Raw genomic sequence first — 20,876 nt, 5'->3', positions numbered from 1 at the left:
TGACTCCGTATTCGGCTTCGAAGAGGCCGAGCGTGGATCTTGGGTGCGGCGCGTTGGCGCGGGTTGGGTGCGCTTGCCGTGCAATGGTAGAATTCGCGTCCGCGCGCGGTTCTGACCCCTGCCGGGGTGATGAAATTGGTAAACATAGCGGACTTAAAATCCGCCGCTTAACAGCTTGCCGGTTCAAGTCCGGTCCCCGGCACCAAGTACTGTTCCGACGTGTCCGATGTAGTCAAGAAACCCGCGATAGATAAACGATTCGCGGGTTTTTTGTTTCCGGATGGGTCGGAAGTGTGTATTGCCAGGGTATGAGGAGGTTTTTATAGGGGGGCGTTTGCCTTTTTTGCTTCCTTCTTTTGACTACCAACCAGGATTGACCCGGCAAAAGCTTTGTCGGCCCGCAGCGCTTTAGGCAGCACCTGTACCGGCATCTCGAAGCATTCGCGAAATATAAATGTAAGGTTACGCTTCTGGAATTAATGCACCGTCAATCTGTGTCTTGCAAAAGACAGGCGATCATTTCTTGACATTCATTCGTCGGAAGATTGGGTAAGATTCGATCCGAAAAACAAATTCGGATAAAAAATAATGCTACGGGTGCTCGTGAGAGCAGGTTGCGACTCGCCCAAAGAGAGGCGGCGCGGCAGGCAAATTCTTTTGAAGCGGCGGCAAACAGCAGAGCGGAACAGACACGACCGCTATGGATGAAAGCGACCGCATGCGTGATGGCGGCGGTGACCTATCTGCTTCCCGGCGTGCTTTCGCTGGACGAGGTCGCGCATGCCGCGCCGATTGTCGACCCGCGCGCACCTATTCCGTTTCAACCAGCCATCACACAGACCAGCATCGGTGTCCCCGCGGTCAATATCGCGGCGCCTAATGCCAACGGCATTAGCGTCAACAGCTACCAGTCGTTCAATATCGACAGCAACGGACTGGTACTGAACAACAGCCTCACATCTGGGACGCCACTGCTTGGCGGCACGCTTGCCGCTAACCCGAATCTCGCCGGCCGTGCAGCGAGCGTGATCGTCAACCAGGTCACGACGACTGGGGCCGCGTCGACGCTGGTCGGTCCGCTCGAAGTATTCGGCAGTCCGGCATCGCTCATCATCAGCAATCCCAATGGGGTATCTGTCAACGGCCTCTCGTTGACGAACGCCACAGGCCTCGTATTGACCACGGGCACGCCGCAATTCCTGACCGGTGTGGGAGGCCCTGCGACGGACTTCGCACACGCGGGTTCGCTTGCCTACAACGTGAGCTCGGGCAATGTGTCGATCAGCGGTCCAGCCGGCGTAAATGGCCCGGGGGCCGGTATCGAGGGCACGGTCGGCAACATCGACGTGATCGCGCAGACGATCAGCCTTAACGCGCCGCTGCGTGCAGACCAGCGTATCAACCTGGTTACCGGCAATCAATTGGTGAGCCCAACGTCATCGGACGCATCGGGCACGAACTATGGCACGGCATCCAACGGTGCGGTCAATACGGCTGCCGCGATCGGAAACAACGCAGTAGCGATCGATGCAAACCAGTACGGATCGGTGACGAGCGGGCGGATATATATCGTCGCGACGGCCGCCGGCATGGGCGTGAATACGCAGGGCGCGTTGACGGCGACGGCAGGCAATCTGACTGTCACGTCGAACGGCGACATCGCTGTGAACTCGACTTACGCACAGCAGGCGGCAAGTCTGGCGGGCGCCGGCAACGTGTCCATGTCCGGCAGCAATCTGGCGAATCAGTACACCGTTAGCGCGACCGGGGACGTCACTGCAGCGACAGCGTCCGTGCAGTCAGTGCAGGACCTGAACATGACCGCGGGCGGCGGCTTGAATGTCGGTACCGCGCAATCCAACGGCAGCGTCGATCTTCGGGCCGGTGCCGACATGTCGGTCGGATCGGTGCGGACAGGCAATAACCTGTCGATGACGACGACGGGCAGCACAGGCAACGGTGACATGACCCTCGGCGGCGCCGTGTCCGCGCCCGGCGTGATCGCGCTGAGCGCTGCTCGCGATGCGACCGTGAACGGGGCTATTGCTGGCGGCAGCACCGTGCAGGTTCTCGCACAGCGCAGTGCGACGGTTAATGGGCGCGTGTTGTCGACGGGCGATCTCACGCTGGTCGGTCAAACCGGCAACGTAAACACCACGGGAGATGTGCAGACGAGCGGGAATCTCAGCGCCACTGCCGGTCAGACGATGACGCTGGGCGGCAACGTTGCGGCAAACGGCAACACGACACTAAACGCGGGTGCCGATCTTGATGTCTCCGGCACCCTGTCGGGTAACGGCACTGGTGTGCTGGGCGCGGGTGGCAATCTCACGGCGAACGGCGCCGTGACCTTCGGCCAGAATGCGACGCTTACTGCGGGCCAGACCGTCAGCCTGCCCGGTGCTGTGACGGCGGGCGGAAACCTGAACGTGACCGCCGGCAATAGCCTGACCGTGGGTTCCGCGGCTGCGGCAGGCGATACAACACTGGCAGCTAGCGGTGGCGCTGCAACGATCAACGGTGCAATCCTCAGCGGTGGAAACACCGCCGTCAGTGCTGCGACGGACGTGACCTATCTATGAAGTGACGGTGAACGGTCAACAACAACGAATCGCCGTTACAGTCGGAAGCAACGGGTATATCGTGGGTGCGAATCCAAGGGGTAGCGTCAAATGAGAAAGATCAAAGTAATGGCCGACTATCAATGCCATCCCCTATGGGACATGTCGCCCGGAATGTACGGCGACATCGACCCGAATACGATGCCCCTCTCGGTGGAACTCAAGCGACAGTTTGCAGACTGGGCACGAGTGTTCGATGAAACTTTGAATATGTCAGACCCCGCAAGCTCCGGATTTAAAAGCGCGGAAGCAGAGACCGCTTTCAAAGCGAAGGGAGTTGAGCTTGCTGCGCAGCTGCAAAAAGAACTTGGAGGCGATTTTTTAGTCTCCGTCAAGGTGTAACTTGCCACAAACAGTGGAACAACCCCGGATAGCTCATCGATCGTTTGTCGAGGCGGTACGTGTTTGGCCGATAACTTTGCAAATGGCAGTGGCGTTACGCAGAATGCAGATGGAACCCTTAACGGTGTTTCTACCCAGAGCAGCAATAATGGGACTACTCTAACGTTGTCACAGCCGTTCAAAAACGGGCAAGTAGGGGTCACTACCGTAGGCGACATTGAGGCCGCTGGCGGAAAGATCGTCTACGATGGGACGTCGAATAACCCTAGCCACGCAACCATAAGCGGGCTCACGGCTGAGCAGTTGCAGAATCTTTTTACGCCAACAATAAAAAATCCAGCGAAGATTGGGAAATAACAGTTGACCATGCAAAAACCATATTTCTACGTCGATTTCAACGAAATGATCGACCCTAATACCGTACTGCTCTCTGCTGGCGACAGTAAGCTCGATGCGCGTGGTGTTACGGTTCAACTGCACGAAGGCATGCTTGTTAGCGTGTACATGGATGACTTGGATGCGAACGGGAACGTCGACAACTTGGTGGCGAATGGAGTCGTCACGAAAAATACAGAGGTCGGTTGGGCAGCGCACGTAAAGTGGTGCTGCCGAATCGACAGCGATGGCATTCGATCGCAATCGGAAATAACTTGATCAGTCTGAGATCAGAATAGGCTTGCGCCGGTATTTGCACGGCCAGCAGCATGATCAGAACCCGGCCTGAGCGCCGGGTTCTGCATTTGTGGGGAGTCAAGCGTCGCGGAGCTGCCGCCCGGGTTGTGCAATTCGCCAGCGGTTGAGCGTTCAGCGCGCGAGACTAAAATAGCCTTTGTGCCACTTCCCTGCGCGCATTGTCATTCTGATGCATTTCCCTTATTCCTTTCATCGCGCGCTGTAGCCATTCGTCGGCAATAGCGCGATGTGCGTCGTGTTGCGGGTCGGCTGGTTCGCTTGCCGGATTGCACGATTGGTCGTGGTGGTTCGCCATCGAAATCCCCTCCTTGAAGCTACAGCCTAAGCGGCTTTAAGGGTGGTTTTATATGTATTATATTGCCCTCTTACGTTACACAGCGCATCTGCCGTTAATTCTCTATCTTTAATCTTCGGCGGAGTTGCTTGCTAGACCTTCGAAGGAACTGTAGGTCTCTGTTGAAACCGACCTCACTGAAACATGCCGCTTACAACGGTCAGCACACGTAAAAGCTAAAAACTCGGGGAAGTACTTGAACACCAACATTCGAGGGACGAAGCGTTCGCCGCGCCTATCCCGCCTACTGTTCGTCATCACCATCGACGCAACCTTCGCAGTCACAGCGTCCGCAGCTCACGCCGCCGGCATCGTCCCCGACGGCGGCACAGCCACGGCCGTCATCACGTCTCCAGCCGGCCGCCAAACCGTCAACATCGCCCCCACGATCGGCGGTGTTTCGAACAACACCTACACCTCATTCAACGTATCGAAGGCCGGCGCCGATCTGAACAATGTCGGCATCAACGCGCGCACGATCGTCAATCAGGTAACCAGCACGAACCCAGCTTCAGAACGCCACCTGCCGATGGACATACTCAGGGTGTTCCGTTGCCAATCGCACAGGCGCTGGCGCAGTTATCTCCTGGCGGCGTTACACCTGCGCCGGTCGTCGTCGATAATGCACGCGTGCTGGTGAAGCTGGATGCAAAGCGGCCGACGGTGATCCCAGCGTTCGATCAGGCAAAGGGGGCGATCCGTCAGCAGTTGCAGGTGGTGGCGCTGGAAAAGGCGGCCGCGAGTCTGGTAGCGGGATTGCTAAAGGACGCACGCATCCAGCAATAGCGTATGGGAAATGCGAGCCGGTAGATTTTCAAGGGAATTGGTGTCTGACCGCGTTGACGAAGATCGCCGGCGGGAAGGAATCGAGAAGATGCGCACGACTGCTTCTGGTCATTGCGCTCGAGGTATATCGATCGATGAATATGTCCTGCACAGCCGCTAGATAGGCCTCTGCCGGGCAGATCCAGCCAAATCACTGCATGAAAAACCACCGATGCCGACCACGACGTCGGATTAATATAGGTTAGGCGTTCATGCGAGCGCCGCAGAGGGGAGAAACCAATGAAAAAAGGAAAGACGAAGTTTACCCGTCAGCACGCTGACGGACTGTTTCCCGATTTGAAGCCCACTGGCGCCCATGTCGGGAGCCGGCCCGATAATCCGTTCGGGGCAGGCGCATTCGAGACAGTCGGCCCGCAGGAGCGTGACGACAAATCGCTCTGGAAAGACAACCTCGTAACCTTGCCTATGGGGATCGAGTTGCCGCCCGGATATGAATCAGTTGCTCATTTGCGCGAGGCGATGGCGCGGGCGTGGGGTATGAAATGGGTCAGGGAAAGCAGGAACGAGGTCGTCGCGGAGTGCCCGGAAGGCTGGGCGGCCATTAGACCCAAAAGCGGCCCGGTGGAGTTGCGGGACGCGAACGGCGTTGTCCGGGCGCTGTACGGTTGGGCAGAGGATGCGGAACTCAGGATTTTGCCGCGGTATCTGGTGGAATCGCAGGAGAACAGCTCGAGCGGTCTCGGCAGTTTGCTTGTCCGTGATCGCGAGAACGGTCAAATTCTCGAGCGATCGTCGATCTGGTCCGCGCAGACGGGTACCAATCATCCGGATTGGGCCAGACTGTCCGCGTGGCTCGACAGGCAGTACCCGCTTCATCGGGATCCGCTGCGGCTCTGGGCGGATTGCGAGAACAATCTGCGTTGAACACCACCATGTCCCACCTGAAATACCTGACAGGTTACCCGGCGCCGCTACAGGAAAAAGTCAAGAAGCTGATCGCCGAGGAACAATTGGCCACGTACCTCGCGAAGAGGTACCCCAACTCGCACGAGGTGCAAACCGACAGGGCGCTTTACGACTACTGCGCGGAACTGAAGCGCGAACACCTGCGCAGCGGCGCGCAAATCGACAAAGTCACCTACGACAGCAAGCTCGACGTAGTGCGCCATGCACTCGGCCTGCACACCAGCATCTCCCGCATACAGGGCGGCAAGCTGAAGGCGAAAAAAGAAATCCGCATCGCCTCGTTATTCAAATCGGCGGCCCCGGAATTCCTGAAAATGATCGTCGTGCACGAACTCGCTCACCTGAAAGAAAGCGACCACAACAAGGCGTTCTATCGCCTTTGCGAGTTCATGCAACCGGGCTACCACCAGATCGAATTCGATCTGCGCTTATATCTCACGCACCGCGATCTGACCAAAAACCAGACCTGAGCGTCAAAGCGTCAAAGCCGCAGGCGTCGAGCTTTGGGCGCCACGCGGAAAGCCTTGCAAGCGGCATCCGTCAAGCAGCCGCCGCCTCGACCGCCGATGCACTCAACAACACCGGAATCGACTTCGAAGTCGGCGTCCCCGCGCCGTCGGCGACCGAAGAGAGCGGCACCAGCGGATTCGTCTCCGGATAGTAAGCGCCGAGACACCCACGCGGGATGTCGTACTCCACCAATAGAAACCCGGCCGCGTGACGCTCGATCCCATCGGCCCACACGCTCGTGATATCCACGCGCTGGCCCGCAACGAAACCCAGCATTGCCAGATCGTCCTTGTTGGCGAACAGCACACGCCGTTGTCCGTACACGCCGCGATAACGGTCGTCGAGACCATAAATCGTCGTGTTGTACTGGTCGTGCGAGCGGGTCGTCATCAATGTCATTAGCCGCTCGCCATGCTCGGCGCGAGCGCGATGAATCGGCGTATCAACGTCAATCGCATGCACCAGGAATTGTGCCTTGCCACTCGGCGTTTGCCAGATCCGCTCACGCGACGCCACGCCGAGGTGAAAGCCGCCCGGGTTCTTGAGGCGCTCGTTGTAATCCTTGAAGCCGTCGATCACCTTCGCAATGCCGTCACGGATCAGCGCGTAGTCGGCGGTCTGTGCGAGCCAGTCCACCTTGTCGCTGCCGAGCGTGGCGTGCGCCATCCGTGCGACGATCGCAATCTCCGACAGCAGATTCTCCGACGCCGGCTTGTTCATGCCGTACGAGATATGCACCATGCTCATCGAATCCTCGACGCTTACGCCTTGCGCCACGCCGTTCTGCAGATCGATTTCGGTGCGGCCGAGCGTCGGCAGAATCAGCGCGTCGCGGCCATGCACGAGATGGCTGCGGTTCAGCTTGGTCGTGATGTGCACGGTGAGATCGCACGAGCGCATCGCGTCCCACGTGCACGGCGTATCCGGCGTCGCGATGGAGAAGTTGCCGCCCAGGCCGATGAACACCTTCACCTTGCCGTCGAGCATCGCCTGGATCGTGTTGACGACGTCGAGGCCATGCTCGCGCGGCGGCTCGAAATCGTAGACTTCGCCAAGCCGGTCCAGGAATTCTTGGGTCGGCCTTTCTTCGATGCCGACCGTGCGGTCGCCCTGCACGTTCGAGTGTCCGCGCACCGGGCACAAACCTGCACCGAGGCGGCCGATATTGCCGCGCATCATCATCAGGTTCGACAGGATCTGCACCGTCGGCACCGAATTCTTGTGCTGCGTGAGGCCCATGCCCCACGTCGAAATCACCGCGCGGCCCTTCGCATAGATGTCGGCGAGCTTCAGCACGTCTTCGAACGGCACACCGGATTCGGCGACGATGGTGTCCCAGCTTTCGGCGCGCAGGTCATTCGCGAACGCAGCGAAACCAACGGTATGTTCGGCGATGAACGCGAGGTCCAGCACGCGGTCGAGACCTGAGGCCAAAGCTTCGTCGTCGAGTTCGATCACGCGTTTGGCGACGCCCTTGATCAGCGCGAAATCGCCACCGACTTTCGGCCGGATGAACACGGAGCTGATCTTCGTGCTGCCCATCGTAATCATTTCTACCGGATGCTGCGGGCTCGCGAAGCGTTCGAGACCACGTTCCTTGAGCGGATTGATCGAGACGATCGTCGCGCCACGCTTCGCGCACTCGCGCAATTCACCGAGCATGCGCGGATGGTTGGTGGCCGGATTCTGGCCGAAAATCAGCAACGTATCGGCGTGTTCGAAGTCGTCGAGCGTGACCGTGCCCTTGCCGATGCCGACCGTGTGCGGCAAGCCGCGGCTGGTCGCTTCGTGGCACATGTTCGAGCAATCAGGGAAGTTGTTGGTGCCGTACATGCGCACGAACAACTGGTAGAGGAACGCGGCTTCGTTGCTGGCGCGGCCCGAAGTGTAGAAGGCGGCGCGATCGGGGTTGTTAAGACGCTTCAGGTGGTCGGCGATCAGGTCGAAGGCTTCGTCCCAGCCGATCGGCACGTAGCGATCGCGCACCGCGTCGTAGACGAGCGGGTCGGTCAGGCGGCCGTGCTGTTCGAGCTCGAAATCGGACTGCGCCATCAGTTCTTCGACCGTGTGTGCCTCGAAGAACGCCGGCGTCGCGCGCTTGCTGGTCGCCTCGGCGGCCACGGCCTTGACGCCGTTTTCGCAGAACTCGAAGGTCGACGCGTGTTCGCGATCCGGCCACGCGCAGCCCGGGCAGTCGAAGCCGTCCGGCTGGTTCTGTTTGAGCAGGGTGCGGTAGTTGCCACCCGTGACCTTTTCCTTGAGCAGGTTGATGGCGACGTATTTGAGCGCGCCCCAGCCCGCGGCGGGGTGCGTGTACGGTTCAATGCGAGCTTCGGGTTTCTTCATGATCTTGCCGCCGGAGGGGCCTGGACGAGGCTTAAAGCCAATACGTAGAAGCCTACTGTGTTCCAAAACCTGCGCTGCATACAGAAAATCGGAAAGCGAAGGGATACAGTTGATTGATATTTGTCATAGACTGGCGCTCCAGCCCGCGCTTTTGCCTGAGCCAGATCCTTGAAACTGTACGAAAAACTCGCCGATGAAATGACCGAAGCCGTGCGCCGCGGCGTCTTCGGCGCGGGCGAGCGGATTCCGTCCGTGCGGCAGGCGAGCCAGCAACACGGGGTCAGCATCAAGACCGTGCTGCATGCCTATGCGTTGCTGGAAAGCCGCGGGATCGTCGAGAGCCGCCCGCAGTCAGGCTATTTCGTGCGCGATGCGGCCGCCGTGGCAGCGGCGCTCGGCGAATCGCGCCTGAGCCGCCAGCCGGCTGCCCAAACGCAGCCGGTGGCCGCCGCGGTCGACGTGAGCCGGCTCGTGCTGTCGACTCTGCGCAGCATCCGCGCGCACGACGCCGTGCCGCTCGGCTCACCGTATCCTGATCCGTCGCTGTTCCCATGGCGGCGCATCAACCAGTACGCGAACGCGATTGCCCGGCGCCAGGCGAGCTGGAATCTGATCGACGATTTGCCGCCCGGCAATCCCGAGCTGATCCGGCAGATCGCACGGCGCTATGCCGAGAACGGCGTGCCGGTGGCGCCGGAGGAAATCATCATTACGCTCGGCGCGACCGAGGCGATCAACCTGAGCTTGCAGGCGGTCGCCAAACCGGGCGATACGGTCGCCGTCGAGTCGCCGACCTACTATGCGATGCTGCACGCCATCGAGCGTCTCGGCATGCGCGCGATCGAAGTAGCGACGCATCCGGTCCACGGCATCGATATCGAGGCGCTCGCCCAGATCATTGCCGGGCAGAAGATCGCCGCGTGCATGGTGATGCCCAACTTCCAGAATCCGCTTGGTTTCCAGATGCCCGACGCGCGCAAACAGCAACTGGTCGAACTGCTCGCCGCGCACGAGATTCCCGCGATCGAAAACGATGTGTATCAGGAGCTGTACTTCGGCGAGACGCGGCCGTCGACCTTGAAGAACTTCGATACTAAGGGGCTGGTGCTGCATTGCGCGTCGTTTTCGAAGAGCCTGACCGCGTCGTACCGGATCGGTTGGGCGATGCCGGGACGCTACCGCGCGCAGGTCGAGAAGCTGAAGTTTCTCAATACGCTGACTACGCCGTCGGTGCCGCAAGTCGCCGTCGCCGATTATCTCAGGCAGGACGGTTATGATCGGCATCTGCGGCATGTGCGCAAGGTCTACCGGCAGCAGGCGAGCATCATGACGGCGATGGTGCTGCGGTTTTTCCCCATCGGCACGCGTACCTCGACACCGCGAGGCGGTTACGTGCTGTGGGTGGAATTGCCCGGCCGCGTCGATTCGATGCGGCTCTATGAGGCGGCGCTCGCGCGCGGCATCACGGTCGGGCCGGGCATGATGTTTTCGATGCGTAACGATTTTCGCCACTTTATCCGGCTCAACTACAGCTATCCGTGGACGGCGCAGACCGAGGCGGCACTGAAGACGCTGGGCGAACTGGTGGCGCGGATGGCTTGAGAGGAGACACGAATGACACCCATGGATAACGACGACGAACTCGATCCGGTGCTGGTCGCCGTGCTGGCGCAACTGTGGCGCGCGCATCGGGAAGCGCCTGGCGGCGCGTGGTCGCTCGCCAGACTGTCCAAGCAGGCGGGCGTGCCGATGAGCGGCTTGCGGCGGCAGTTGACGGCGCTTGTCGACGGCGATCTGGTGGAGACCACCTTCAACGAGGAGGGCACGGGCACCGCGCGCTTGAGCGAGATCGGCCAGGGCTTGTGCGCGGCGCTGTTCGGCGATGCGGAGCCACCCGACGACAATCACGCGGACCCGGTGTCGAAGTTCCACTAAGCCCACGGTTGCCCTGGACCAAAATCGTGCAAGCGTCGATAGTTCGCCGCCGAAGTAACCAATTGTTTGGTTTGCCTAACTATGTTTAAAGGAGATCGCCCATGAGTCTTACCGTCCCGACCGATGCCGATGGAGCGGCGACCATTTATCCGCCACAAGGTTTAACGCCGTCGCACGAGCAGATCGTGCGGCATCTGCGGCACTCGAGCCGGGTGGCCGAGCGCGCGACGCTGCTCGGGCACCATCCGTTCGGCGCGGTGCTGGTTGGGCCGGATCAGGAGACCGTGTTGATGGAGCAGGGCAATGTCGACACGGTGAATCACGCCGAAGCGGTGTTGGCTCGCGTGGCGGCGTTGAATTTCACACCCGGGTATTTGTGGAGCTGTACGTTGTACACATCGGTTGAACCTTGCTGCATGTGTGCGGGCACGATGTATTGGGCCAATATCGGCCGAGTCGTGTTTGGAATGACCGAGAAGCGATTGCTGGAGGCGACCGGGGATCATTCGGAGAATCCGACGATGAGTGTGGATTGCCGGTATGTGTTCGATCATTGCCAGAAGCCCGTCGAGGTGATTGGGCCGGTGGCGGAGGTCGAGCGTGAGGTGATGGACGTTCAGCGGAGATTCTGGAGCGGCAGGTAGCGGCAATAGCCTGGACTGAACGTTCTCAGGCACGCGCCGTGCGGGCGCTCTGAGTAGACGCCCGGCTCGCGAACACGGTCTGAAGCCGGACCCCGACGCACTCGCCTAAACCCCGGTGCGTCGCGTACACTAATCTGCCGATGCCGGATCAGGGCGCACATATGATTTGCGAAACGACATCAGATTCCACGATGGGAGCAACGCCTGAAGGCACCCGCTATGGGCCGAATCGGGCCGAGGGGGTATTGGCGTCGGAGCGTACGGTGTTGCGGCTGATTACCCGCAACACGCCGCTACCGGAATTGCTCGACGAAGTATGCCGCCGCGCGGAAACGCTGCTTGGCGAAGGCGCGTCCTGTTCGATCCTGCTGCTGGACGCTGACGGCGTGCATGCGAGAGTGGGCGGCGCGCCCTCGATGCCGGCGCACTTCAGCGCCGCGCTCGACGGCCTGGCGATCGGCCCCCAGGCGGGGTCCTGCGGCACGGCGATGTATGAGCGGCGCATGGTCGCGGTCGAAGATATCGAAACCGATCCGCTGTGGGCCGGTTATCGGCACCTGGCGTTGCCGCTCGGCTTGCGTGCGTGCTGGTCGGTGCCGTTCGAAAACGACGCCGGCACCGTGCTCGGTGCGTTCGCCGTCTATCACCGCGCGCGGCGCCGTCCGAGTGCCGAAGAAGAAGCGATGCTGCACGACATCAGCCACAGTGTCGGTCTAGCCGTCCATCAGGACGCCATGGCGCAGCGTCTCGCGCACAGCGAGGAGCATCACCGGCTGGTCGTCGACCATCTGAACGAAGGCATTGTCGTGCAGTCGCGCGACGGCGTGGTGCTGGCCTGCAACCCGAGCGCGCAGCGCATTCTGCGCGCAAGCGACGAACTGGTCGGCCACGACATTCTGACGGTGATGGTGCGTGCATATCATGAGAACGGCTCGCCGGTCACCGAAGCCGATCGCCCGACTACTCAGGTGCTGGCAAGCGGCCAACCTTTGATAGGCGCCACAATTGGTCTGGAGTTGATCGACGGCGATATCATCTGGATTACTGAGAATGTTGTGCCGATCATCAAGCCCGGCGACAGCGAACCCAGTTCGGTGCTGATCTCGTTTACCGACATCGGCCCGGTGCGCGAGGCGCAACGGCAACTCAAGTTTCTGGCCACGCGCGATTCGCTTACCGGTCTCTACAACCGTGCCTATCTGACCGAGCGGATGCGCGATCTGTGCGCGCCGGGTGGTGCGGTCGGTATGGGAGAGCTGGCGCGGGTCGCCGTGCTGTTCGTCGATCTGGACGGGTTCAAGAAGGTCAACGATACCGCTGGTCACGAGGCCGGGGACGTGCTCCTGTGCAGCGTGGCGGAACGGTTGTCCGCGTGCATCGCGCTGGACGACACGCTCGCGCGAGTGGGCGGCGACGAATTCGTGATCGTGGTCAGCGCTTACGAAAACACGGCTCATCTGATCGCGCTGGCTCAGCGGATCCTCGACATGATCGCGGTGCCGTTCGCGGTGGCGGACAACGAGTACTACCTGGGTGCGTCGATCGGCATCAGTCTCTTTCCCGAAGACGGGCAGGACGTGCCCACGCTCATGCGCAACGCCGACTCGGCGATGTACCACGCAAAACAATGTGGCCGCAACAATTTCCAGTTCTTCACCGCCGAGCTGAATCGGCATTTGCAACGCCGCTTCACGATTGAACAGTTGTTGCGGCGCGCGCTTGCCAGCGGAGAGCTGAGCCTTGTGTATCAGCCGATCGTCGACAGTCAATGCGGCCACACGATCGGCGCCGAGGCGCTGCTGCGCTGGTACAACAGCGAACTGGGCAATGTCTCGCCGGTGGAGTTCATCCCCGTGGCGGAAGACGCCGGCCTGATCGTCGAGATCGGCGCCTGGGTGCTGGCGCGGGCCTGCGAACAGGTGGCGCAATGGCGGCGCACGCTGGCGCCGGATTTGATCGTCGCGGTGAATCTGTCGCCGCGCCAGTTCAGCGAGGGTCTGGTGGAGCGGATCGAGCGCTGTCTCGCGCAGTCCGGGCTCGAGCCGGCGGCGTTGGAGCTGGAGATCACTGAACGGCTGTTGATGAGCGACAGCGACACCGTATTGCCGATGCTGAGCGCGTTGAGCGCGATGGGCGTGCGTATTTCCGTCGACGACTTCGGCACGGGTTATTCGTCGCTATCGTATTTGAAGCGGTTTCCGCTGCATAACCTGAAGATCGATCGCTCTTTCGTTGCGGGATTGCCGGATCATCGCGATTCGATTGCGATCACGCAGGCGGTGGTGGCAATGGCCCATTCGCTTGGGATGAATGTCACGGCCGAAGGGGTGGAGACGGCCGAGCAGGCGGCGTTTTTGCGCGGGATCGATTGCGATAAGCAGCAGGGGTATTTTTATAGCCGGCCGGTTGGCGCGAGTGCTTATGCGCGCAGTTTGTGCACGGGAGATCTGTCATGCCACAGCACTTCGACGCAGTCGTGATCGGTACGGGACAAGGCGGCGCGCCGCTCACTGTCCGTCTCGGCCAAAGCGGCCGTAAAACCGCGGTCATCGAACGCGCGGCCTTTGGCGGGACTTGCGTGAATGTCGGCTGCACGCCGACCAAGTCGTATGTGGCCAGTGCCCGCGCGGCGCATGTGGCGCGCCACGCGGCGGACCTGGGTGTGCAGGTGAGCGGGGCGGTCAGTGTCGATCTGGCCGCAGTCAAGGCCCGCAAGGACGGAATCATCGGCGAGTCGCGCGACGGCGTCGAGAAATGGCTGCGCGGCGCGGATAACGTCACCGTCTTCAACGGCCACGCGCGCTTTACCGGCGCGCATACGCTCGCCATCAGCGGGCCGCACGGCGCACTGCTCGACGAACTCAGCGCCGACGAAATCTTCATCAATACCGGCACGCGCGCAGTCGTGCCGCCGCTCGAAGGTCTCGAGCGAATTCGCTACTACACCAACTCCACGCTGCTCGAACTCACGGAATTGCCGAGCCATCTGGTGATTGTCGGCGGCAGCTATATCGCGCTCGAATTCGCCCAGGTCTTTCGACGCTTCGGTAGCCGGGTGACGGTGCTGGTGCGCGGCGACCGCGTGCTCACGCGCGAGGATGCCGACCTCGCCGAGTCCGTGCAAAAGGTGCTGGCGCGCGAGGGCATCGCGTTCCGCTTCGGCGTGCAGCCGTCCCGGGTCGAACCGCATCCGCATCACGAGAACGAAGTGTGCATCGGCTTCGAGCAGAACATTCCCGCGCTCGAAGCATCGCACCTGCTGTTCGCCACCGGCCGTGAACCGAATACCGATGATCTCGGGCTGGACGCTGCCGGCATCGCGAAGGACAAGCACGGCACGATTCCCGTCGACGGCCAGTTGCGCACTAACGTGCCGGGTGTGTGGGCAATCGGCGACATCAACGGACGCGGGGCCTTTACCCACACTTCCTACGACGACTTTCAGATCGTCGCGGCCAATCTGCTCGACGGCGGCGCACGCAGCGTCGATACGCGGATCATGGCGTATGCGGTGTTCGTCGACCCGCCGCTCGCGCGCGTCGGGCTCTCGGAGGCCGATGTGCGCAAGGCCGGCCGCGACGCACTGATCGCCACCATGCCGATGACGCGGGTGGGCCGCGCCCGCGAACGCGGCGAGACCGACGGTTTCATGAAGGTACTGGTCGACGCACAGAGCAAGCAGATCCTCGGCGCGGCGATCCACGGCATTGAAGGCGACGAAGCCATCCACACGTTTGTCGATATCATGACGGCCGGTGCGCCGTATCCGACGCTGCAGTACGCGATGCATATTCATCCGACCATCGGCGAACTGGTGCCAACCTTGCTCGCTGGGCTCAAGCCGATGAAATGAGCGGTGCCGCCTTTCCTGGCACGGAGTGAGGACTTTATGGTTCTGCCCGACAGCGGCCGATAAATCATCAGGGAAAAACATGAGCATCAGCATCGTTCAACTAGGGTCTCCGAGGGCGGCCGACGAAGGGGTGCGGATCGGTACTGTTCGGCGCCCGCCGCGCGGAATACCCCGGTCTGAATTCGCCTCGCGCGACTACTACGATGTGTGGCTACCTAATCTGTCGCCTGGCGCGACGTTGATGAAAGAAGGAAAGGCGGCCGCCAGCAACGCCGATTGGGACGCGTTTGTGAAAAAATTCCGCACCGAGATGAACGATAGCGATACCAGTAAGGTGTTGGACTTGCTTGCCGCACTGTCAAAGGCGGCGCATTTTTCCATCGGGTGCTACTGCGAGGACGAAAACCGGTGCCATCGCAGCGTTCTTCGTCAGTTGTTACACGAGCGCGGTGCGCTGATCAGGTAATGCTCCGGGACGAGCATTTGCATTCACACTCGCGACGATACGATCAGGAAACCAACCGATGGGCAAGGGACGCGTCGAAGCCTTCAGCGATGGCGTGATCGCCATCATCATTACGATCATGGTGCTCGAACTGAAGGTGCCCGAGGGTTTCGATCTCGCTGCGTTGCGCCCGGTGGTTCCCGTGTTCTGCGCCTACGTGTTGAGCTTCATCTACGTCGGTATCTACTGGAACAATCATCACCACATGTTCCATGCCGTGCAGAAGGTCAACGGCGCGGTGCTGTGGGCCAATCTCCATCTGCTGTTCTGGTTGTCGCTGCTGCCGGCCGTCACCCATTGGGTCGGCGAAAGCCATCTGGCTTCGTGGCCGACCGCGATGTACGGCGCCGTGCTGTTCATGGCGGCGATTGCCTATTTCATTCTGACCCGCGTGCTGATCCGCGAGCACGGCAGGGAGTCGACGATCGCGAAAGCGCTCGGCAACGACTTCAAGGGCAAGGTCTCGGTCGTCGTCTATCTGGTGGGCATCGTGCTGGCATTCGTTCAGCCGTGGCTCTCGGCCGCGCTCTATACGCTGGCCGCGGCGTGGTGGCTGGTGCCTGACCGCCGCATCGAACACCTGATGGAGGCGTAAGCATGCTGCTTGCACTCAAGCTCGCGCTGGTGCCCGCGTTTCTCGCCGCGCTGACCGTGGCGGGGCGTGTGTGGGGACCGTCGGTGGCGGGATGGCGGGCGGGGTTGCCGGTGGCGGTGCAGGGCGCGACCAAACGGATGCTCGGCGCGAAGCGGCCGGTGCAGACCTTGACTCGCGAACTTGCCGAACAGCAGTCGGCAGGCTGAGGCCGTCTGGCCGATACTGGCATCATGACTTCGCGCACCCAAAGCTCCCCGCCTGTTCGCATCGGCCTGATTTCCGACACGCACAACCTCGTGCGCCCTGAAGCCCTGCAGTATCTCGCAGGCTGCGATGCGATCATCCACGCGGGCGATATCTGCAATCAGGCGGTGCTCGATGCACTGGCGCAGATTGCGCCGGTCACGGCAGTGCGGGGCAACAACGACATCGGCGAGTCGGTCGCCGCACTGCCGACGCACGTCAAACTGACCGTCCAACAGGTGACGATCCTCGTCGTGCACGACCTCGCCGACGTGGGCGACGATCCGCGCAGTGAAGGCATCGACGTGATCGTGACGGGACACTCGCACAAGCCCGCGATCAGCGAGCGCGACGGGGTGCTATTCGTTAATCCAGGCAGCGCCGGACCCAGGCGTTTCAAGTTGCCGATCTCCGCCGGCATGCTAATCGTTGAAGGCGCGCACGCGAGCGCGACGCTTGATTTTCTCGTGACATAAAAAACGGGCCGGCAGATCTGCCGGCCCGTTTTCGGACACGCTAACGCTAATTGCTGCAGTTGACTGCCGACGCCCACTGCGGCGTGTGATATGCGTACTGCTTCAACTGCTAGCTACCGCGCAACCCGGAATCACGCACGCGCCGTTGCTGCCGCTGCGTAGCGTTCATCCATCTCTGCCGCTTCATGCTCGCCGCGCAGCACCGCATGCGCTTCCGCACGCGTCGCGACACAGGGGCCCGAACCGAGCAACGGCTTGCGGGCCGTTTCGTGCAGTGCGAACACCGATACGATACCGATCAGCGACGCACCCATCAGGTAGTACGCGGGCATCATCAGATTGCCGGTGCTGTCGACCAGCCATGCCGTCACGAGCGGCGTCGTCCCGCCGAACAGCGACACCGAAATGTTGAAGCCGATCGCCAGCGCGCCGTAGCGGATCTTCGTCGGGAACAGCGCCGGCAGGGCCGACGGCATCACGCCGGTAAAGCATGACAGCAGCACGCCAAGAATCATCAGGCCGCCGAACACCGGCAGTACCGTGCCCATGCGGATCAGGAGCAGCGCGGGAATCGACAGCGCGAACAGGCCCACGCAACCGAACAGCATCACCGGCTTGCGGCCGATCGTGTCGGACAGGTGGCCGGCTGCGAGCGTCATCGGCATCATCAGCACCATGACGAGCAGCACGAGGAACAGGCCGTGCGTTTCGTTGAAGTGCAGCGTGGCCGACAGATAGCTCGGCAGATACGACAGCGCCATGTAATCGGTGACGTTGAAGATCAGCACGAGGCCAACGCACAGCAGAAGCGGCTTCCATTGTTGCGCGAGCAACTGACGGAACGATTGCTTCGGCGCGGCTTTATCTTCGGCTTCGCGTTGTTCAGCCTGCTTCTTGAACGCGGGTGTTTCTTCGAGCTTCATCCGGATATACAGACCGACCAGACCCAGCGGACCCGCGATCAGGAACGGCACACGCCAGCCCCACGACAGCAGTGCGTCGTTCGACAGTGTCGCTGTCAGGACCGCAACCGTACCCGCGCCGAGTACGTAGCCGATCAGCGTGCCGAACTCAAGGAAGCTGCCCATGAAGCCACGGCGCTTATCCGTCGAGAATTCAGCGATGAAGGTGGCGGCACCCCCGTACTCGCCACCCGTCGAAAAGCCTTGCACCAGACGCGCGACGAGCAGCAACCCCGGCGCGAAAATGCCGATCGTCGCGTAGCTCGGGATCAGGCCGATCGCGAAGGTGCCGAGCGCCATCATGATCATCGTCATGGCCAGCACGCGCTGACGGCCGATGCGGTCGCCCAGCGGTCCGAACACCATGCCGCCGACCGGCCGCACGAGGAACGCCGCGGCGAACGTGCCGAAGGTGGCGAGCAACTGGGCGGACGGGCTCGACGACGGGAAGAACACGTGGCCGAGCGTGACAGCGATGTAGCTGTACACGCCGAAATCGAACCATTCCATCGCGTTGCCGAGCGCCATGGCGCCGACGGCCCGCTTGAGGAGAGATTTGTCGACGACCGTGATGTCGTCGAGGGAGAGGCGTTGTTCTTCTTTGTGGTGTCGCCAGAAGCCGTTGCTGGAAGCGGTCAAGGTGAAAACTCCAATGACTGCGACGAAACTCATGAATGCGCATGAACGTTCCGCCACGGGTGCTGGGGAAGTGCAGTTTCGTGAGCAGGGCGATGGCGTCTCTCTCGCTCGAAAGCGATAAAAGGGGCGCGAAAAAGAAAATAAAACGCCCGTGCCTCGCGAACTATTCGCGAAAAAACACTCGTCTAGATTGTGCTGACTGTTGCATCTGCGTGGCCGTGAAAGGGGGGCAGATGCATGAGGACGCTGGGGTGGCTGAAAGCTGGCCCACGCGCCGCTGGAAGGCTCGAAACGAAAAAGGCCGGTGCTGTATTCGCCGCTCATGGTGTGAGATGAAGCGGGGAAACGACCGACAAGCCTTCTTGTATAAAAAACTGTTCAATTCAGCACGGCGCCGCGCAGGAAAATGCACGCCGCAGCGGCATGAAAAGAACGTGAATGAAGGTGAAATGCTGTTGGAACGGTGCACATGATAGCATGATGACCGAGGATCGTGCAAACCTGGTAGCTGGAAGGAGACTGTGCGAGGGCGCTAATCCCTTGCGGGGTGGGGGATTGAGCGGATTACGGCGGCATGCAAAAAAGGCTTAAAAGCGGCCGGAAACGCGCCGCAAAGCAGGCGAAAAAAATCCGCGCTCGCGGCGCGGATTTTTGTCAGGCGGATCGCCAGGGCTGGCGTGCAACCGAAAGCCGTTACTCAGCCACCGGCGGCACGTAGCCTTGCGCCGTATCCGCGCCTTCGCCGAAGAAGAACTTTTCGGTCTGCTTCATCAGATATTGGCGCGCGCGCGGATCGGCCATGTTCAGGCGGTTTTCGTTGATCAGCATGGTCTGCTGCTTCAACCAGGCCTGCCAGGCTTCCTTCGAAATGCTTTCGTAGATCCGCTTGCCAAGTTCGCCCGGCAGCGGCGGGAAATCGAGGCCTTCGGCTTCCTTGCCGAGCTTCGCGCATTGAATCATACGAGCCATGCTGTGCTTCTCCTGTAATCGATGTGGGGTGGCAGTCGCCTGTATGGGACGCTCAGAGCTGCTTCATCAGCACGAGCGACTTGCGCTGCCAGTTATAGAGTCTGCGGCGGTCTTCAGGCAGGTCGTCGACCGTGACTTTAACGAAGCCGCGCTTGAGGAACCAGTGTTCGGTACGCGTGGTGAGCACGAAAATGCGCGTGAGGCCGCGCGCCCGGGCGCGTTGTTCGATGCGCTTGAGCAGGCGTTCGCCGTCGCCGGTGCCTTGCGCTTCCGGCGCAACCGTCAGGCAGGCCATTTCACCGATGCGCTCTTGCGGGTACGGGTATAGCGCCGCGCAGCCGAACAGCACGCCATCGTGCTCGATCACCGAGAAATGGTCGATGTCGCGCTCGATCTGGTGGCGGCCGCGCCGCACCAGCGTGCCGTCGGATTCGAGCGGCTCGATCAGCGAAAGAATGCCGCCGACGTCGTCCGGCGTGGCTTCACGCAGGCTTTCGAGGTTCTCGTACGAGATCATCGTGCCGACGCCATCGTGCAGGAACAGTTCGAGCAGCAGGCTGCCGTCGAGCGCGTAGGGGATGATGTGCGCCCGTGCCACGCCGCCGCGGCAGGCGCGGATCGAATGTTTCAGGTAGAAGCCCGCGTCGCCGGTGACTTCGCCGCTTTCATGCAGCTTGTAGGCGTCGTCGAGCGACAGTTCGCGGACCAGTTCAGGACCTTCTTCGCCGGCTTCCATCAGGCCCGGCGTTTCGGTCAGGAACACAATCTTGTCGGCACGCAGGGCGATCGCGGCAGCCGAGGCGACGTCTTCCATGGCCAGATTGAACGCCTCGCCGGTGGGCGAGAAGCCGAGCGGCGAGAGCAGCACCAGCTTGCGGCTTGCGAGCGAATGGCGGATCGAATCCGCGTCGATCTTGCGCACCACGCCGGTGTGGGCGAAATCGACGCCGTCCAGAATGCCGACCGGCCGTGCCGTCACGAAGTTGCCCGACACCACGCTGATGTGCGCGTGCGCCATCGGCGTGTTCGGCAAGCCCTGGCTGATCGCGGCCTCGATGTCCAGCCGCACTTCGCCGGCCGCTTCTTTCGCGGACTCCAGCGCGCGCGCGTCGGTGATGCGCATGCCGTGCGAAAACTCGGATTCCACGCCGTGCAGGCTCATCTGTTCTTCGACCTGCGGTCGCGAGCCGTGCACCAGTACGATCTGGATGCCCATGGCCTGCAACAGCGCGATATCGGAGACGAGCGCATTCAGGAGCCCCTGATGCACGACCTCGCCGCCGAAACCGACGACAAACGTCTTGTTACGGAACGCATGGATGTAAGGGGCGACTGAGCGCATCCAGTCGACGAATTGCGCGTGCTGGGCGAGATTTTCCGTTGCCCCGGCGGGGGCCGGAACGCTCGCGGGCGCGGGGACGAGGTCGGTTTGGGAATTCATGCCGGGGATTATAATG

Annotated in this window: 19 protein-coding genes, 1 tRNA gene and 2 pseudogenes; 17 read left to right on the top strand and 5 right to left on the bottom strand. The window is 61.3% G+C overall.

Annotation, left to right across the window (positions count from 1 at the left end; translation table 11 throughout):
• Positions 1-120 precede the first annotated feature (120 nt).
• The 3 genes from ACAX43_RS09540 to ACAX43_RS09530 all read left to right on the top strand — a co-directional run bounded on the left by ACAX43_RS09540 (position 121) and on the right by ACAX43_RS09530 (position 2,963).
• A tRNA-Leu gene (locus ACAX43_RS09540) sits at positions 121-205 on the top strand.
• A 499-nt stretch (positions 206-704) separates the two neighbouring features.
• Complete coding sequence (locus ACAX43_RS09535) at positions 705-2,582, top strand: filamentous hemagglutinin N-terminal domain-containing protein (protein WP_370708127.1); 1,878 nt, start codon at positions 705-707, stop codon at positions 2,580-2,582.
• Between the two features lie 90 nt (positions 2,583-2,672).
• Positions 2,673-2,963, top strand: coding sequence for a hypothetical protein (locus ACAX43_RS09530; protein ID WP_370708126.1), 291 nt, complete (start codon positions 2,673-2,675; stop codon positions 2,961-2,963).
• 168 nt (positions 2,964-3,131) lie between these two features.
• Here the strand turns inward: ACAX43_RS09530 and ACAX43_RS09525 are convergent, their stop codons facing one another.
• The gene (locus ACAX43_RS09525) at positions 3,132-3,443 is read right to left on the bottom strand and encodes a hypothetical protein (protein WP_370708125.1); all 312 of its coding nucleotides are present in this window, start codon (positions 3,441-3,443) and stop codon (positions 3,132-3,134) included.
• A 794-nt stretch (positions 3,444-4,237) separates the two neighbouring features.
• Here ACAX43_RS09525 and ACAX43_RS09520 point away from each other — a divergent pair.
• The 5 genes and pseudogenes from ACAX43_RS09520 to ACAX43_RS09500 all read left to right on the top strand — a co-directional run.
• A pseudogene (locus tag ACAX43_RS09520) lies at positions 4,238-4,501 on the top strand (filamentous hemagglutinin); the annotation flags it as partial.
• A 41-nt stretch (positions 4,502-4,542) separates the two neighbouring features.
• Positions 4,543-4,620, top strand: a pseudogene (locus ACAX43_RS09515) (peptidylprolyl isomerase); the annotation flags it as partial.
• Between the two features lie 6 nt (positions 4,621-4,626).
• A complete protein-coding gene (locus ACAX43_RS09510; RefSeq protein ID WP_370708329.1) occupies positions 4,627-4,776 on the top strand; it encodes a hypothetical protein in 150 nt (49 codons plus the stop codon).
• 279 nt (positions 4,777-5,055) lie between these two features.
• Complete coding sequence (locus tag ACAX43_RS09505) at positions 5,056-5,700, top strand: hypothetical protein (RefSeq protein WP_370708124.1); 645 nt, start codon at positions 5,056-5,058, stop codon at positions 5,698-5,700.
• 8 nt (positions 5,701-5,708) lie between these two features.
• Positions 5,709-6,212, top strand: coding sequence for a M48 family metallopeptidase (locus ACAX43_RS09500; protein ID WP_370708123.1), 504 nt, complete (start codon positions 5,709-5,711; stop codon positions 6,210-6,212).
• A 70-nt stretch (positions 6,213-6,282) separates the two neighbouring features.
• On the opposite strand, the gene ACAX43_RS09495 is transcribed toward ACAX43_RS09500, so the two are convergent.
• Positions 6,283-8,598, bottom strand: a complete 2,316-nt coding sequence (locus tag ACAX43_RS09495; RefSeq protein WP_370708122.1) for an FdhF/YdeP family oxidoreductase — start codon at positions 8,596-8,598, stop codon at positions 6,283-6,285.
• A 168-nt stretch (positions 8,599-8,766) separates the two neighbouring features.
• Between ACAX43_RS09495 and ACAX43_RS09490 the strand changes: the two genes are divergently transcribed.
• From ACAX43_RS09490 to ACAX43_RS09450, 9 genes are all read left to right on the top strand, one after another.
• A complete protein-coding gene (locus ACAX43_RS09490; RefSeq protein WP_370708121.1) occupies positions 8,767-10,200 on the top strand; it encodes a PLP-dependent aminotransferase family protein in 1,434 nt (477 codons plus the stop codon).
• A gap of 21 nt (positions 10,201-10,221) precedes the next feature.
• Positions 10,222-10,533: a helix-turn-helix domain-containing protein gene (locus tag ACAX43_RS09485; protein WP_370708321.1), complete on the top strand. Its 312-nt coding sequence runs from the start codon at positions 10,222-10,224 to the stop codon at positions 10,531-10,533.
• A 101-nt stretch (positions 10,534-10,634) separates the two neighbouring features.
• A complete protein-coding gene (locus ACAX43_RS09480) occupies positions 10,635-11,177 on the top strand; it encodes a nucleoside deaminase (protein WP_370708120.1) in 543 nt (180 codons plus the stop codon).
• Positions 11,178-11,338: 161 nt separating this feature from the next.
• Positions 11,339-13,657, top strand: coding sequence for a putative bifunctional diguanylate cyclase/phosphodiesterase (locus ACAX43_RS09475; protein WP_370708119.1), 2,319 nt, complete (start codon positions 11,339-11,341; stop codon positions 13,655-13,657).
• A complete protein-coding gene (locus ACAX43_RS09470) occupies positions 13,630-15,030 on the top strand; it encodes an FAD-containing oxidoreductase (RefSeq protein ID WP_370708118.1) in 1,401 nt (466 codons plus the stop codon). Before ACAX43_RS09475 ends, ACAX43_RS09470 begins: the two co-directional genes overlap by 28 nt.
• Before the next feature lie 79 nt (positions 15,031-15,109).
• Entirely contained in the window at positions 15,110-15,496 is a 387-nt protein-coding gene (locus ACAX43_RS09465) for a DUF488 domain-containing protein (RefSeq protein WP_370708117.1), read from the top strand.
• A gap of 58 nt (positions 15,497-15,554) precedes the next feature.
• Entirely contained in the window at positions 15,555-16,130 is a 576-nt protein-coding gene (locus ACAX43_RS09460; RefSeq protein WP_370708116.1) for a TMEM175 family protein, read from the top strand.
• A gap of 2 nt (positions 16,131-16,132) precedes the next feature.
• Positions 16,133-16,336 carry a hypothetical protein gene (locus ACAX43_RS09455; protein WP_370708328.1) on the top strand — a complete coding sequence of 68 codons (204 nt, stop codon included), beginning with the start codon at positions 16,133-16,135 and terminating at the stop codon, positions 16,334-16,336.
• A 24-nt stretch (positions 16,337-16,360) separates the two neighbouring features.
• On the top strand, positions 16,361-16,849 hold the full coding sequence (locus ACAX43_RS09450; RefSeq protein ID WP_370708115.1) for a metallophosphoesterase family protein: 489 nt from the start codon (positions 16,361-16,363) through the stop codon (positions 16,847-16,849).
• Positions 16,850-16,980: 131 nt separating this feature from the next.
• Here ACAX43_RS09450 and proP read toward each other — a convergent pair whose 3' ends face one another.
• The 3 genes from proP to argA all read right to left on the bottom strand — a co-directional run bounded on the left by proP (position 16,981) and on the right by argA (position 20,860).
• Entirely contained in the window at positions 16,981-18,483 is a 1,503-nt protein-coding gene (gene proP / locus ACAX43_RS09445) for a glycine betaine/L-proline transporter ProP (protein ID WP_370708114.1), read from the bottom strand.
• A gap of 660 nt (positions 18,484-19,143) precedes the next feature.
• A complete protein-coding gene (locus tag ACAX43_RS09440) occupies positions 19,144-19,419 on the bottom strand; it encodes an oxidative damage protection protein (RefSeq protein WP_370708113.1) in 276 nt (91 codons plus the stop codon).
• Positions 19,420-19,471: 52 nt separating this feature from the next.
• Complete coding sequence (argA, locus tag ACAX43_RS09435; RefSeq protein WP_370708112.1) at positions 19,472-20,860, bottom strand: amino-acid N-acetyltransferase; 1,389 nt, start codon at positions 20,858-20,860, stop codon at positions 19,472-19,474.
• Positions 20,861-20,876 lie beyond the last annotated feature (16 nt).

The sequence above is a fragment of the Paraburkholderia sp. IW21 genome (assembly GCF_041321145.1).
Lineage (GTDB): Bacteria > Pseudomonadota > Gammaproteobacteria > Burkholderiales > Burkholderiaceae > Paraburkholderia.
This window is presented reverse-complemented; position numbering and strand designations above follow the sequence as displayed.

Coding starts and splice junctions, on each gene's coding strand:
- ACAX43_RS09535 (WP_370708127.1), top strand. CDS start 705: ATGAAAGCGACCGCATGCGTGATGGCGGCGGTGACCTATCTGCTTCCC.
- ACAX43_RS09530 (WP_370708126.1), top strand. CDS start 2,673: ATGAGAAAGATCAAAGTAATGGCCGACTATCAATGCCATCCCCTATGG.
- ACAX43_RS09505 (WP_370708124.1), top strand. CDS start 5,056: ATGAAAAAAGGAAAGACGAAGTTTACCCGTCAGCACGCTGACGGACTG.
- ACAX43_RS09500 (WP_370708123.1), top strand. CDS start 5,709: ATGTCCCACCTGAAATACCTGACAGGTTACCCGGCGCCGCTACAGGAA.
- ACAX43_RS09495 (WP_370708122.1), bottom strand. CDS start 8,598: ATGAAGAAACCCGAAGCTCGCATTGAACCGTACACGCACCCCGCCGCG.
- ACAX43_RS09485 (WP_370708321.1), top strand. CDS start 10,222: ATGGATAACGACGACGAACTCGATCCGGTGCTGGTCGCCGTGCTGGCG.
- ACAX43_RS09480 (WP_370708120.1), top strand. CDS start 10,635: ATGAGTCTTACCGTCCCGACCGATGCCGATGGAGCGGCGACCATTTAT.
- ACAX43_RS09475 (WP_370708119.1), top strand. CDS start 11,339: ATGATTTGCGAAACGACATCAGATTCCACGATGGGAGCAACGCCTGAA.
- ACAX43_RS09470 (WP_370708118.1), top strand. CDS start 13,630: ATGCCACAGCACTTCGACGCAGTCGTGATCGGTACGGGACAAGGCGGC.
- ACAX43_RS09465 (WP_370708117.1), top strand. CDS start 15,110: ATGAGCATCAGCATCGTTCAACTAGGGTCTCCGAGGGCGGCCGACGAA.
- ACAX43_RS09460 (WP_370708116.1), top strand. CDS start 15,555: ATGGGCAAGGGACGCGTCGAAGCCTTCAGCGATGGCGTGATCGCCATC.
- ACAX43_RS09455 (WP_370708328.1), top strand. CDS start 16,133: ATGCTGCTTGCACTCAAGCTCGCGCTGGTGCCCGCGTTTCTCGCCGCG.
- ACAX43_RS09450 (WP_370708115.1), top strand. CDS start 16,361: ATGACTTCGCGCACCCAAAGCTCCCCGCCTGTTCGCATCGGCCTGATT.
- proP (WP_370708114.1), bottom strand. CDS start 18,483: ATGAGTTTCGTCGCAGTCATTGGAGTTTTCACCTTGACCGCTTCCAGC.
- ACAX43_RS09440 (WP_370708113.1), bottom strand. CDS start 19,419: ATGGCTCGTATGATTCAATGCGCGAAGCTCGGCAAGGAAGCCGAAGGC.
- argA (WP_370708112.1), bottom strand. CDS start 20,860: ATGAATTCCCAAACCGACCTCGTCCCCGCGCCCGCGAGCGTTCCGGCC.